This is a genomic window from Streptomyces sp. NPDC005266 (assembly GCF_040607655.1).
Lineage (GTDB): Bacteria > Actinomycetota > Actinomycetes > Streptomycetales > Streptomycetaceae > Streptomyces.
The window spans coordinates 71,548-85,839 of record NZ_JBEXHC010000013.1; the positions used below are offsets into that span (position 1 = coordinate 71,548).

Here is a 14,292-nt window from a genome sequence, read left to right on the forward strand (position 1 = left end):
CTTCCCGAACCAGGGCTCCGCCCCGGCCCACGTCTTCGAGGGCTCCGCCCCCGCGCCCCCTCCGGGGCGAAGCCCCAGACCTCGTCCGGGGCTTCGCCCCCCGCTCCTCAAACGCCGGAGGGGCTGGGTCCCCGGACGGGCTGGATAACGGCGTACCCCCGTCCGCACGGGTGAGCGGGGCTCGGGGCAGCGGACGGAGCGGGCGCCTGCCGAGGGGCCACCGGGCGGACACCTCGGGGCAGCGGACGGAGCGGGCGCCTGCCGAGGGGCCACCGGGCGGACAGCCGCCGACACGCGCGGGGCGGCGGGGCTGCAGGGGCGGGGCCCCGGACGCTGAGGTGACCCGCACCCGGCCACCGAACGACCCGCACCCGGCCACCGAGCGACCGCGCGCCCACCCCCGCTACACCGCTACACCGCCCTCAGCACCAACATCGCCAGATCGTCATCCGGCGGCTCCGCCGCAAACTCGTGCACCGCCCGCCGCACCCGCTCCGCCACCTCCCGCGCCGACAACCCCACGCACTGGCCGAGCGCCGCCGCCAGCCCCTCCTCGTCGTCGAACTGCCGGTTCCCCGACCGGTGCTCCGTGACCCCGTCCGTCACGCACAGCAGCGTCTCGCCGGGCACCAAAACGAACGTTTCACTCTCGTACGAAACCTCGTCCACCACACCCAGCAAGATCTGCGGCACCGCAACCGTCCGCACAGCCCCATCCGGCCCCATCACCAGCGGTAAAGGATGCCCCGCACTCGCCAAAGTGCACCGAACACCCCCACCACCACCCGCATCCGCATCCGCATCCGCACCCAACGGCTCCAACTCCCCGTACAGCAGCGACAGAAACCGCGCCATCCCACCCCCCGCCGGCAACCCCGCCAGCCCCGTCCCCACCAGGTCCACGTCCCCACCCCCGGCGGCCACCACCGCCTCCCCGACGGCCTCCTCCCCCAGCAGCCGGTTCAGCCGGTCGAGCACCTCCCCCACCCGGTACCCCTCACGCGCCAGCAGCCGTAGCCAGGGCCGTACGAGCCCGGTCACCACGGCCGCCTCCGGGCCGTTCCCGCATACGTCGCCCAGCACAAAGCACCAGCGCCCGTCCCCCGCCGGGAAGACGTCGTAGAAGTCGCCCCCGGCCGAGATGTCGCCGGTCGGCTCATACACCACGGCCGACTCGACGCCGGGGATCCGCGCGATACCGGACGGCAGCAGTCCGCGCTGGAGCACCCGGCTGATGTCCGCCTGCCGGGTGTAGCGGCGGGCGGCGGCGAGGGCGAGGGCGACGCGGCGGGCGAAGTCCTCGATCAGGCCGGTCACTTCAGCGGGCATCCGCACCAGCCCGGCCCGGCCCAGCAGCAGCGTGCCCAGGGCCCGGCCGCCCGCGATCAGCCGGCAGGCGATGGCCACACCACCGGGCCCGTACGCGGCCGGGTCGGCCGGCCAGGGCCACTCCACGGCGCCGCCACGCGCCGTGGCGGGCAACTGCGGCGGCTCCTTCTCCAGCACCCGCCGCAGCCCCTCCATGCGGCTCTCGCTCGCGTGCCAGACCCGGGCGAGCCGCGGCGGCCCGCTCACACCGTCGATCCACACCGCGCACCAGTCGGCGAGCCGGGGCACCAGCAGCTGCCCGGCGAGCGAGGTCACCAGGTCCTCGTCGAGCTGCCCGGCCAGCAGATCGGACGCCTCGGCGAGAAACGACAGCGCGCCATACCGCATCCACTCGGGATCGCGGCGGGCGGGCAACCGCCGGGGCGCGGGGGCGATGATTGCGACGGCGCCGCCGGGGTCATGGCGCGCGCCCTGCTCAAGGCCCTGCTCCAAGCGACCGTCAGCCTGGTCGACGCCGTCACTGACACCCGCACCCACACCCACACCGCCACCGACACCGGGACCGGCACCCACACCGCCACCCACACCGGCACCGGGACCCACACCGGCACCGGCATCGGCACCCACACCGGCACCCGCACCCACACCGCCACCGCCGCCGGCACCCACGCCCACACCGGCACCGGCACCGGGACCGGCACCAACTTCCGCCCCACCCCCGGCAACCAACACCTGAAACCACACCGTCTTGCTCGCCCGCCGATACGTGATCCCCCACGACTCGGCTATCTCGGCGACAAGACGCAGCCCATGGCCAACGGAGCCCTCCGCCCCCTCCTCCGCGTCCTCCGGGTCACCGCCCAGCACCCGGGTGGGATGGTGGTCGGTCACCTCCACGACGAGGGACGGGGGTTCGCCCTCATAGCCCGGCACATCCAGCGCGCAGCTCACCTCGACGGCGGTGCCGGCGTGCACCACGGCGTTGGTGACCAGTTCGCTGACCAGCAGTGCGGCCTCGTCCTCGACCCGGTCGGTGATCCGGCCGGCGGCCGGGACGTCGCGTACGGCCCAGTCGGCGAGGGCGGCGCGGACGAACCGGCGCGCGGCGGAGGCCGCGAGTGGATTGCCCGGCAGGCTGACGCGCGCGGACGCGCTGGTGCGGACGGGGCCGACATCGCCGCCGCCTCCGACCGGCAGAACCACCCCACCATCCTCAACCGAACCACCAGACGTGGCGGAAGACGACGTCCCCACTGTGCGGCTCCTGAGAAGCTCCGTCATAGTTCCGTAGGTGCCGTATCGATATCCGGCACGGACAGAGTGACAGACGGAGCGCCCTCATACACACCGAGTTACACAAGTGAACCTTGAAGAGTTGAAAATTCACACGCCCGGTGCGGCAAGTAATGCGCCGACGAACTACCGGGGCGCTCTCTAGGCCTCCCTCGTACCGGCGTACATGTCCTCGATCAGGTCCTTGTACTCGCGCTCGACCACCGGCCGCTTCAGCTTCAGGCTGGGCGTCAACTCACCGTGCTCCACGTCCAGATCGCGCGGGAGCAGCCGGAACTGCTTGATGGTCTGCCAGCGCTGGAGCCCTTCGTTGAGGCGCTGCACATAACCCTCGATCATCTGCCGCACCTCATCGTTGGCCACGACCTGCGCGTAGGACTTCCCCGCGAGGCCGTTCTCGCTCGCCCAGGACATGATCGTCGGCTCGTCGAGGGCGATCAGCGCGGTGCAGTAGTTACGGTCCGCGCCGTGCACCAGGATGTTGGAGACGAACGGGCACACGGCCTTGAACTGGCCCTCGACCTCGGCCGGGGCGACGTACTTGCCGCCGGAGGTCTTGATCAGGTCCTTCTTGCGGTCGGTGATGCGGAGATAGCCGTCGGGCGACAGCTCGCCGATGTCGCCGGTGTGGAACCAGCCGTCGGACTCCAGCACCTCCGCGGTCAGGTCCGGCAGGCCGTGGTAGCCCTGCATGATGCCGGGGCCGCGCAGCAGCACCTCGCCGTCCTCGGCGAACCGCACCTCCAGACCGGGGAACGCCTTGCCCACCGTGCCCGTTCGGTAGTCCACCGGGTTGAGGAAGCTGGCGGCGCTGGATTCCGTCAGGCCGTAGCCCTCCAGGATGTTGATGCCGGCGCCGGCGAAGAAGTAGCCGATGTCGGGCGCCAGCGCGGCGGAGCCGGACACCGCGGCCCGCAGCCGGCCGCCGAACGCCTCGCGCAGCTTGGCGTAGACGAGCTTGTCGGCCAGCGCGTGCTGGACCTTGAGGCCGAAGGGGACGGACGCGGTGCCGGTGCGGCGGAAGTTGTCCTGGGAGATCTTGGCGTAGTCGCGGGCGATCCCGGCCGCCCACTGGAAGATCTTGTACTTGGCCGCGCCGCCCTCGCGCGCCTTCTGGGCCACCCCGTTGTAGACCTTCTCGAAGATCCGCGGCACGGCACACATATAGGTCGGCCGGACCACCGGAAGATTCTCGATGATCTTGTCGACCCGGCCGTCGACCGCCGTGGTGTGCCCGACGTAGATCTGTCCCGCCGTCAGCACCTTGCCGAAGACATGGGCGAGCGGCAGCCACAGGTATTGCACATCGTCGGGGAAGAGCAGTCCGTCGAGATTGCCGATCACGATGGCCATGTACGACCAGGAGTCGTGCGCCAGCCGTACGCCCTTGGGGCGCCCGGTGGTCCCGGAGGTGTAGATGAGCGTGGCGAGCTGGTCGCCGCGCAGAGCGTCGATCCGCTCGCGTACCGCGTTCGGCTGCTGCTCCAGATGGGCGGTACCGCGCTTCTCCAGCTCGGCGAGCGAGAGCACCCAGCCCTCCGGATCACCCTCGGCGGGGAGCGCGTCCTCGGCGTTGATCACCACGACATGGACGAGGTCGGGGAGTTCATCGCGCTTGGCCCGCGCCTTGGCGACCTGTGCCGCGTCCTCGGCGATCAGCACCCGGCTGCCGGAGTCGGAGAGGATGAAGGCGGTCTCCTCGGCGTTGGTGCTCGGGTAGACCGTGGTGGTCGCCGCGCCCGCGCACAGCACGCCGAGGTCGCTCAGGATCCACTCGACGCGGGTCGAGGCGGCCAGCGCCACCCGCTCCTCGGGGTGGACCCCCAGGCTCATCAGACCGGCGGCGATGGCGAAGACTCGATCCGCGCTTTCGCGCCAGGTCAAGGGGCGCCATTCATCGGGGCCCGCGCCCGAGGGGGGCGCGACCGGGTAGCGATACGCCTCCGCATCCGGCGTCGCCTCAACGCGCTCGAGGAAGTGCGTCGCCAGGGACGGCGGCCGGTTCTCGAGCAGTTTCTGGGTGTCGGTCACGGCATCCTCCGGGGCCCGCATCTTCGCTTGGTGACTCGCGAGTAACCTTCGAGTGGTGATCAGCGTAAGGGCCGAATCCTTACCGCGTAAGGGGGTCGGGGTCACGTTGTTTCAACGACGGCAGCGGGCCCTCCGCCTCATACACACCATGACAACGGGCCCGGCGCATACATCCCGCCAGGCCCGTTGACCACTCACTTCCCTGATCTCCCTCGGCGCTACTTTTTCGCCTTGGAGTCCCCGCCGCCGTCGGAGTCGGAGGACAGCACCGCGATGAAGGCATCCTGCGGCACCTCCACGCTGCCGACCATCTTCATCCGCTTCTTGCCTTCCTTCTGCTTCTCCAGCAGCTTCCGCTTACGGGAGATGTCACCGCCGTAGCACTTGGCGAGGACGTCCTTACGGATGGCACGGACCGTCTCACGGGCGATGACCCGGGCGCCGATCGCCGCCTGGATCGGCACCTCGAAGTTCTGCCGCGGGATGAGCTCGCGCAGCTTGGCGACCAGCCGGACGCCGTACGCGTACGCCTTGTCCTTGTGAGTGATCGCGGAGAAGGCGTCGACCTTGTCACCGTGCAGCAGGATGTCGACCTTGACCAGGTCGGAGGTCTGCTCACCGGTGGGCTCGTAGTCGAGCGAGGCATAGCCGCGGGTCTTGGACTTCAGCTGGTCGAAGAAGTCGAAGACGACCTCGGCGAGCGGCAGGGTGTAGCGGATCTCGACGCGGTCCTCGGAGAGGTAGTCCATGCCGAGCATCACCCCGCGGCGGTTCTGGCACAGCTCCATGATCGCGCCGATGAACTCGCTGGGGGCCAGGATCGTCGCCCGGACGACCGGCTCATGCACCGCGGCGATCTTGCCCACCGGGAACTCGCTGGGGTTGGTCACCGTGTGCTCGGTGCCGTCCTCCATGTCCACGCGGTAGACCACGTTGGGCGCGGTGGCGATCAGATCAAGGCCGAATTCGCGCTCCAGACGCTCACGGATGACCTCCAGATGCAGCAGCCCGAGGAACCCTACGCGGAAGCCGAAGCCGAGCGCGGCCGAGGTCTCCGGTTCATAGACCAGCGCGGCGTCGTTGAGCTGGAGCTTGTCCAGGGCCTCGCGCAGCTCGGGGTAGTCCGAGCCGTCCAGCGGATACAGGCCCGAGAACACCATGGGCTTCGGGTCCTTGTAGCCGCCCAGCGGCTCCTGCGCGCCCTTGGTGACCTGGGTGATCGTATCGCCGACCTTGGACTGCCGGACGTCCTTCACACCCGTGATCAGATAGCCCACCTCACCGACGGACAGACCATCGGCGGGGGTCATCTCGGGCGAATTGGTACCGATCTCCAGCAGCTCATGGGCGGCGCCGGTGGACATCATCTTGATCCGCTCGCGCTTGCTGAGCGTGCCGTCCACGACCTTCACATACGTGACGACGCCCCGGTACGCGTCATAGACGGAGTCGAAGATCATCGCCCGGGCGGGAGCGTCCTTGACGCCCACCGGGGGCGGAACCAGCTCGACGACCCGGTCCAGCAGCTCGGCCACGCCCTCGCCGGTCTTCGCGGAGACCTTGAGCACATCGGAGGGGTCACAGCCGATCAGGTGGGCGAGCTCGGCGGCGTACTTCTCCGGCTGGGCGGCCGGCAGATCGATCTTGTTGAGCACCGGGATGATCGTGAGGTCGTTCTCCATCGCCAGATAGAGATTGGCGAGGGTCTGGGCCTCGATGCCCTGGGCCGCGTCGACCAGCAGGACGCAGCCCTCACAGGCCGCGAGGGAGCGCGAGACCTCGTAGGTGAAGTCCACGTGGCCCGGAGTGTCGATCATGTTGAGGATATGGATGGCCGCCTCCGGGCCGCCCTCGTCCGTCGTCGGCGCCCAGGGCAGCCGGACCGCCTGGGACTTGATCGTGATGCCGCGCTCGCGCTCGATGTCCATGCGGTCGAGATACTGCGCGCGCATCTGCCGCTGCTCGACCACACCGGTCAGCTGGAGCATGCGGTCGGCGAGCGTCGACTTGCCGTGGTCGATGTGCGCGATGATGCAGAAGTTACGGATCAGAGCCGGGTCGGTACGGCTCGGCTCCGGCACATTGGTAGGGGTCGCGGGCACGCAGGGTCCTGTGTCTAGGCGGGACTCGGTGTTGTCTGGGTGGGTCAGTCCCGTCCATGGTCCCATGGACGGCGACCTCTTCCGGGTTTGGGACGCCATGCACCCTGCTGGTAGCCTGGCCGACTGTGTCTCGTGCCCCTCTCGCACGGGCACGTGTGCACAACGAATCCAGCAAAACCCGACGAACCTGCGAAGGCTCTTTACGTGGCGAACATCAAGTCCCAGATCAAGCGCAACAAGACCAACGAGAAGGCGCGGCTGCGCAACAAGGCCGTCAAGTCCGAGCTGAAGACCGCCATCCGCCGGACCCGCGAGGCCGTGGCCGCCGGTGACGCCGAGAAGGCCACCGAGGCCGCCCGGGTCGCCTCGCGCAAGCTCGACAAGGCCGTCAGCAAGGGCGTTCTGCACAAGAACAACGCCGCCAACAAGAAGTCGGCGCTCGCCCAGAAGCTCGCCTCCCTCAAGGGCTGACGCTCCGGGGCGCACCGCCCCACCCCGCCGGTCCGGGCCCAGCGGTCCCTCTCACCCGCTCCGACCGGCAGCCGACAGCTCCGGCTGCGGCACCGCGCCGCACGCGGCCTGCGTTCGCCACGCGGGTGCGGCGCACTTTGATCGATACGAAGGCCCCGCGCCTGTCCTCACCCCAGGACAGCGCGGGGCCTTCGGGTTGTTTTCGGGTATGTTCACGTCATGTCGATACCGGGGGAGACTCCCAACCCGTACGCCCGGCCGCAGCCGCCTCAACCGCCGCAGCCGCCTCAGCAGGGCGGCCCGCCGCCCGGCCCGTACGGGCATGTACCGCAGCAGTCGCCCCAGCCACCTCAGGGCCAGCCGCATCACCCCCCTCCGTACGCACAGCCGACCATGCCCGGCGTCCCCATGGGCGGGTACGGTCCGGCGGGCATGGCTACCGGGGTGCCGCCGGTGGGTCCGGCAGGCGGTGGCGCCCGGGGAAAGGGCTGGCTGTGGGGGCTGGGCGGGGCCGTCGTGGCCTCGGCGGTCTGGGCCGGCGCGCTGTTGGCCACCGGAGGCTCCGACGGTGAGGCGAAGGCCGACCTCGCGGGCTACCGCTACACGACCGATCTGTGCGGCCCGACCGATTCCCAGACCTTCGAGGACGCCGGATACAAGGAGAAGAGCGAGACCGGGTCCACCAACCCGCAGCACAGCAGCTCCCAGGATCCGGCGCTGGACTCGATGACCTGCAACATCGACTACGAGCCGAGCGCCTCGTCCAGCGGTGACTACTCCTCGGTGTGGCTCTACACGACCGCGTCGCTGCACAAGAAGAGCGACCCAGGACCGGAGTTCGAGGCCCAGTACCGGGCCTACGAGGACCAGAAGACCTCCACCTACAGCTACAAGGTCAGCGCGGTCAGCGGCCTCGGCGACGAGGCATATGTGGTGACGCAGACGAACAAGAGCAGCTCCGACACCGGTGCCTATGTGATCCTCGGGGTGCGCGAAGGCTGGATGACCTACCAGTCGACCTGGTCGGAGTTTGTGTCGAGCTCGTCCAGCGCCGACGCCAAGTCCAGCAAAGAGGCCACCGAGATGCTCAAGGACAGCGCGAAGGCGACGCTGGCGAAGCTGAAGGGCTGAGGAACCGCCTGGTCAACGACGGGCGCGGGCGGCGCGGGCGATGGTGACGACCGCCTTCTCCAAGGCGTACTCCGGATCGTCTCCGCCGCCCTTGACCCCCGCGTCGGCCTCGGCGACCGCGCGCAGCGCGACCGCCACCCCGTCCGCCGACCAGCCGCGCATCTGCTGCCGGACCCGGTCGATCTTCCAGGGCGGCATGCCGAGCTCACGCGCCAGATCGCCGGGGCGGGCGCCGCGCGGGGCGGAGGCGAGCTTGCCGATGGCCCGGACGCCCTGGGCCAGGGCGCTGGTGATCAGCACCGGGGCCACCCCCGTGGACATGGCCCAGCGCAGCGCCTCCAGCGCCTCGGCCGCGCGCCCCTCGACCGCGCGGTCGGCCACGGTGAAGCTGGACGCCTCGGCCCGGCCCGTGTAGTACCGGCCCACGACGGCCTCGTCGATGGTGCCCTCGACATCGGCGGTGAGCTGCGAGACCGCGCCGGCCAGCTCGCGCAGATCGCTTCCGATGGCGTCGACCAGCGCCTGGCACGCCTCCGGTGTCGCGGACCGGCCGATGGTGCGGAACTCGGACCGCACAAACGCCAGGCGGTCGGCCGGCTTGGTCATCTTCGGGCACGCCACCTCGCGCGCCCCGGCCTTACGGGCGGCGTCCAGCAGCCCCTTGCCCTTGGCGCCGCCGGCGTGCAGCAGCACCAGAGTGATCTCCTCGGCGGGGGCACCGAGATAGCCCTTCACATCCTTGATCGTGTCGGCCGACAGATCCTGGGCGTTGCGCACCACCACCACCTTGCGCTCCGCGAACAGCGACGGGCTGGTGAGCTCGGCGAGGGTGCCGGGCTGCAGCGCGTCGGGGGTGAGGTCGCGCACATCGGTGTCGGGGTCGGCTGCTCGGGCCGCCGCCACCACCTGCTGCACGGCGCGGTCGAGCAGCAGCTCCTCCTGGCCCACGGCAAGGGTCACCGGGGCGAGCGGATCGTCGGTCGTCGTCTTCCTGGCCATCGCGGTCCAGCATCCCACGGCCCACCGACAGCCCAGCCTCGCGGATGCCGGACAATGGTCCGGTGATCGACGGAGGACTGAACGGCGTACGGCACGTCCTGGTGCTGCCCGACCGGGACGCGGCGGAGCGGGTGGCCGAGGCGTTGTCCGAGCGCTTCGGCGTCACCGAGGAGCCCCAGCTGGTGCGGGACGCGCTGGCCGGGGAGGACGACGCCGAGGACGCGCAGTGGCTGGTGGTGATCGAGGATCCGGCCGGGCGACTGGACGCGGCGGGGCTGGACGCGTTCGCCGAGGAGCACGAGGGCTGGCTGGAGGACGAGTGACCCCGCTCAGCCGGTGACCAGTGCGAGCGCGAAACCGTCGTATCCCTTCTCGCCGACCGTCTGCACCGCCGTGGCCGTCAGCCGGGGGTTCTGGGCGACCAGCTCGGTGAACCGCCGGACTCCCTGGACCCGCGGATCCGTGCTGTCCGGGTTCGCCACCTCCCCATCGCGCACCACGTTGTCGGCGATGATCAGGCTGCCGGGGCGGGTCAGCCGGAGCGACCACTTGAGATAGTCGGGGTTGCTGGGCTTGTCGGCGTCGATGAACACCACATCGAACGGGCCGTGCCCCTCTTCTGCCAGCCGCGGCAGCGACTCCAGCGCCGGGCCGGTGCGGATCTCGACGATGTCGGCGAGACCGGCCTGTGCCACGTTGGCCCGCGCCACTTCCGCACACCCCGGATCGGCCTCCAGGGAGATCAGCCGCCCGTCGGCGGGCAGCGCCCCGGCCAGCCAGATGGTGCTGTAGCCGCCCAGTGTGCCGATCTCCAGCACGGTGCGCGCCCCCTGGATCCGGGCCAGCAACTGGAGCAGCTTCCCCTGGTTGGGGGCGACCTGATGCGGCGGCAGACCGGCTGCCTCGCTGAGGTCCAGGGCCGCGTCCAGGGCCGGGTCCGACGGCGCCAGATGGGCGTTGAAGTAGGTGTCGACCTCGGTCCATCTCGCCTGGGACATGGGGTGTTTCCTCTCGGAGCCGACTAAGTTCCAAATGGGAACTTACTCTCCACGGCGAGGGCAAGGAAGCGAAATCCGGACAACCCGAGCTCCGGCTCACCACCGTCCTCCGGCTCCCGCCGTCCACGCGACGTCGGGGCCCGTTACCGCGATGGCGCCGTCGGTGTCGGTCCGCAGGACGGCGGCTCCCCCGGTGCGCAGGGACGCGATGGTGCGCGGCGAGGGGTGGCCGTAGGGATTGTCGGCGCCGCAGGAGATGAGGGCGAGGCGTGGGCTGAGGCGGCGCAGCAAATGCGGGTCCTGGTAGGCCGAGCCGTGGTGGGCGACCTTGAGGACGTCCACCTCGGGGAGGGCGGGGTGCGCCGCCAGGAGGGCTTGCTGGGCGGGGGGCTCCAGGTCGCCGAGGAGGAGAAGGGTCAGGCCCGCCGTATGGACGAGGAGGGTCACGCTGGCGTCGTTCGGCCCGTCCTCCGCGATCAGGGCGGGCGGCGGCCCGGGCCACAGGACCTCCCAGGACAGACCGCCGAGGTGGCGGCGCTCCGCCGGCGCCGCCGCGACCACCGGGATGTGCGCCGCCTCCGCCCGGCGCCGTACGAACTCGGCCTGGCCGGGCGGCTCCTGGAGACTGGTCGTCTCGATCGCGCCGATCGCGCGGCCGTGCAGCGCGCCGGTCAGCCCGGCCACGTGGTCGGCATGGAAGTGGGTGAGGATCAGCAGCGGGATCCGGACGACGCCCAGGGTCCGCAGACAGCGGTCGATCGCCGCCGGTTCGGGGCCGGTGTCCACGACGACGGCGGTGCCGGGGCCCGCGGCCAGGACGAGCGCGTCGCCCTGGCCGACGTCGCAGGCCACCATCCGCCAACCGTGCGGCGGCCAGCCGGTGATGACGCGGGCCAGGGGTGCCGGGCGGACGATCGCGAGCAGCAGAAGCAGCGCGCAGACGGCGCACAGCCCGCGGTGGTGCAGCAGTCGGCGGCCCAGGAGGATGACGGCCGACGTGACGGCGGCCAGCAGCAGCCCGCCGGTCCAGCCGTCCGGCCAGCCGATCTCGGCCCCGGGCAGCCCAGCACCCGTACGAGCCACACCGGCGATCCATTGGGCCGGCCACCCGGCCGGCCAGGCGATCCACTCGGCGGCCAGGGGCGCCAGGGGAGCCACCGCGAGCGCGGCGAAGCCGAGGACGGTGGCCGGGCCGACCGCCGCTTCGGCGAGGAGGTTGCAGGGGATCGCGACCAGGCTCACCCGCGCGGCCATCACCACCACGATCGGCGCGCACACCGCCTGGGCCGCCGCCGCGGCCGCCAGCACCTCGGCGAGCCGGGGCGGGAGGCCCCGACGGCACAGGGCGTGGCTCCACGCGGGCGCGAAGGTGAGCAACGCACCGGTGGCCAGCACCGAGAGCAGGAACCCATAGTTCAGGGCCAGCCAGGGGTCGTGGAGGACCAGCGCGAGGACGGCCGCCGCCAGGGCCGGGAGCAGGGACCGGCGACGCCCCGTGCCGATGGCGAGCAGCGTGATCAGCCCGCAGACGGCGGCCCGCAGCACGCTGGGCTCGGGCCTGCAGACGATGACGAAGGCGAGCGTGAGCCCGCCCCCGAGCAGGGCGGTCGTCCGGAGCCGGATCCCGAGCGCGCCGGCCAGACCTCGACGCTCGGCCCGTGCGGCGAGATGGGGCGGTCCGGTCAGCAGCGCGAGCACGAGCGTCAGATTGCTGCCGGATACGGCCATCAGATGGACCATGTCCGTGGCGTGGAACGCCTCGTCGAGATCGGGCGGCACCCGTGAGGTGTCCCCGACGACGAGCGCCGGGAGCAGCGCCCGCGCGTCCGGGGAGAGCCCGTCGGTCGCGGTGCGCAGGGCCGCGCGCAGCCGTCCGGCCAGCCGCTGGAGCGCACTGGGCGCGCCGATGACGCGCGGCGGTCCACCGCCCCCGACACGCACCATGGCGGCGATCCGGTCACCGTCGCGCAGCGGCGGCGCCAGACGGCCGTGGACGCGCAGGCGTGTGGAGGGCAACAGCCCGAGCCAGGCCGCCTGCCGCTTCCGGGCGCCCGGATGGACGGTCAGGAGCACGGGGGCGCGGGTGGCGGTCATGGTCCCGTCGGGCCCGCTGACCCGGCTGACCTCGGCTTCGATGACCACGGACGCGGGCGCCGCAGCGGCTCCCCGCACCCGGGGCCGGGTGAGCCGGGGGTCGCCGGTGACCGTCACCTCGGCGCCGGCCCGGGTGTACTCCCGGGCCAGGGCAGGGACCGGTCCGCTGCGCACATCCGCCGCATGCGACGCGGCGACCGCCCCCGCCACGGCGCCGCACAGCAACACCGCCACCACGGTGCCCACCGCCCGCCGCCTTCGCCGCCGGGCGCCGTGCGGTGACGGCGGCGCCTGGGCACCGTCGGCAGCGAGCCGCCGCGGGCCGACCGACTGCCTGCGCGCCCCAGGCGCGGCCGGATACGGGGAGGGCGGTGGTGCGGGCGGCGGGCGGTCGCCAGTGGCGCCTCCCCCGCCCTCCCCCACACCGGGCGCCGCGCCGGGAGGCAAGGACGGCGGTGGCTTTGGCGGCCTCCGGCCGCCGGGCCGGGTGCCGTGCGGCCGGGATGGTGGCGGGCCGTGGGGGCCAGGGGTGCCGCCGCGCCCGCCGGGAGCCGGGTCGGCTCGGTGACGGGGGCGAACCACGTACAGCAGTGCCGCGGCCGTCAGGCAGGCGATGGTGCAGGTCACAGCCACCGTCCGGGCTGAGGCGTGCAGAGCCAGGGCCGCGGCGGCCCAGGCCGCCAGGGCGGGTGGGACGAGGCGGAGGTCGGCCGGGCCCTCCTGGCGTGGGTCGGCCGCCCCGTGGGGTGACGCGGCGGCAGCGTGGACCAAGGCGCGCTGTGTGGCGGTCATGGACGGACCAGGGGGCGCAGATCGGCGAAGCGACGGTCACCGATGCCGTTGACCTCGCGGAGCTCGTCGATGGTGCGGAAACCCCCGTGCTGGGTGCGGTAGTCGATGATGTGCTGGGCCAGCACCGGGCCGACGCCCGGAAGGGTGTCGAGCTGTTCGGCCGTGGCGGAGTTGAGGCTGACCGTGCCGCCGGGCACGCCCTGCGGTCCGGTCGCCGCACCCGGCACGCCCGAGGGGTTCGGCGCGCCGGTGGCGGGCGGTCCGCCCGCCGGGGCGCCGACCACGATCTGCTCCCCGTCCACCAGCGGGCGGGCCCGGTTGAGCCCGTGCATGTCCGCGCCCGGCCGTGCGCCGCCAGCCGCTTCGATGGCGTCGGCGACCCTCGCCCCGGTGGGGAGCTTCCGCAGCCCCGGACGCCGGACCTTGCCCGTCACATCGACCACGACCGACCTGCTCGCCCCGGGCGTCGGGCCGGGCTTGACGGGCGCCGCGCGCGGGGGCTCCGGGTCCGGCGCCCGCACGGTCTGCGGGCGGCCGGTCCAGAAGTGGTACGCCGCGAAGGCCACGGCGACCAGCAGGGCCACCGCCAGGGCGGCGAGGGTCCTCAGCTCGATACCGCAGCGCAGCTGAAGCCACAGCGGCAGCCGCTCGCGCACCGCCAGCCGCGCCCGGTCACGGCGGCGCAGTGCGGCACCACCGTCTCCGCCGGCCACCACGTCCTCGCCGTGCGCGGAATCCTTCGCATCGTCAGCGGACAGGGGCTCAACTTCGTCCGCCGCCACCGCCCATCGCGGCGTGGCCCGCTCGCCTTCGGCCTTCGGCCCGTCCCGGCTGCCCATGAGCGGGGGCCGCGTCGGGGCAGGGAGCAGGGCCGCGGCGCGGGTAGCGGGTAAGGAGGTGGTGGGTCGGGTGTGGCGGTGGACGCCGCGGATGCGGCTCCCGGCCCCTGCGCGGACCGAGCCGGGGCCGGACGGCGGGCGGCAGCCCGCCCCGGTGTCGCGGTGACGGCCGCGCCCGGGCCCCGTGGTGACTGTGCGTGTTCGTGACCTCAT

At 72.2% G+C, this 14,292-nt stretch carries 10 protein-coding genes; 3 read left to right on the forward strand and 7 right to left on the reverse strand.

Going from position 1 to position 14,292, the window contains the following annotated elements:
* Nucleotides 1–411 precede the first annotated feature (411 nt).
* From ABZU99_RS22650 to lepA, 3 genes are all read right to left on the reverse strand, one after another.
* Nucleotides 412–2,610 carry an ATP-binding SpoIIE family protein phosphatase gene (locus ABZU99_RS22650; RefSeq protein WP_356046284.1) on the reverse strand — a complete coding sequence of 733 codons (2,199 nt, stop codon included), beginning with the start codon at nt 2,608–2,610 and terminating at the stop codon, nt 412–414.
* Between the two features lie 153 nt (nt 2,611–2,763).
* Complete coding sequence (locus ABZU99_RS22655; protein ID WP_356046286.1) at nt 2,764–4,653, reverse strand: long-chain fatty acid--CoA ligase; 1,890 nt, start codon at nt 4,651–4,653, stop codon at nt 2,764–2,766.
* Nucleotides 4,654–4,871: 218 nt separating this feature from the next.
* Nucleotides 4,872–6,755 (reverse strand): translation elongation factor 4, encoded by a 1,884-nt coding sequence (gene lepA, locus ABZU99_RS22660; protein ID WP_355944003.1) that lies wholly within the window; start codon nt 6,753–6,755, stop codon nt 4,872–4,874.
* A gap of 204 nt (nt 6,756–6,959) precedes the next feature.
* Here lepA and rpsT point away from each other — a divergent pair, with 204 nt between their 5' ends.
* Nucleotides 6,960–7,226 carry a 30S ribosomal protein S20 gene (rpsT, locus tag ABZU99_RS22665; protein WP_355944005.1) on the forward strand — a complete coding sequence of 89 codons (267 nt, stop codon included), beginning with the start codon at nt 6,960–6,962 and terminating at the stop codon, nt 7,224–7,226.
* A gap of 219 nt (nt 7,227–7,445) precedes the next feature.
* The gene (locus tag ABZU99_RS22670) at nt 7,446–8,357 is read left to right on the forward strand and encodes a hypothetical protein (protein ID WP_356046289.1); all 912 of its coding nucleotides are present in this window, start codon (nt 7,446–7,448) and stop codon (nt 8,355–8,357) included.
* A gap of 12 nt (nt 8,358–8,369) precedes the next feature.
* Here the strand turns inward: ABZU99_RS22670 and holA are convergent, their stop codons facing one another.
* Entirely contained in the window at nt 8,370–9,356 is a 987-nt protein-coding gene (holA, locus tag ABZU99_RS22675; RefSeq protein ID WP_355944009.1) for a DNA polymerase III subunit delta, read from the reverse strand.
* 77 nt (nt 9,357–9,433) lie between these two features.
* On the opposite strand from holA, the gene ABZU99_RS22680 reads away from it, so the two are divergent.
* Nucleotides 9,434–9,679, forward strand: a complete 246-nt coding sequence (locus tag ABZU99_RS22680) for a hypothetical protein (protein WP_355944089.1) — start codon at nt 9,434–9,436, stop codon at nt 9,677–9,679.
* A gap of 6 nt (nt 9,680–9,685) precedes the next feature.
* Here ABZU99_RS22680 and ABZU99_RS22685 read toward each other — a convergent pair whose 3' ends face one another.
* From ABZU99_RS22685 to ABZU99_RS22695, 3 genes are all read right to left on the reverse strand, one after another.
* The gene (locus ABZU99_RS22685) at nt 9,686–10,354 is read right to left on the reverse strand and encodes an O-methyltransferase (protein ID WP_355944011.1); all 669 of its coding nucleotides are present in this window, start codon (nt 10,352–10,354) and stop codon (nt 9,686–9,688) included.
* 96 nt (nt 10,355–10,450) lie between these two features.
* Nucleotides 10,451–13,240: a ComEC/Rec2 family competence protein gene (locus ABZU99_RS22690; RefSeq protein WP_356046292.1), complete on the reverse strand. Its 2,790-nt coding sequence runs from the start codon at nt 13,238–13,240 to the stop codon at nt 10,451–10,453.
* Nucleotides 13,237–14,292 carry a ComEA family DNA-binding protein gene (locus tag ABZU99_RS22695; RefSeq protein ID WP_355944015.1) on the reverse strand — a complete coding sequence of 352 codons (1,056 nt, stop codon included), beginning with the start codon at nt 14,290–14,292 and terminating at the stop codon, nt 13,237–13,239. Before ABZU99_RS22695 ends, ABZU99_RS22690 begins: the two co-directional genes overlap by 4 nt.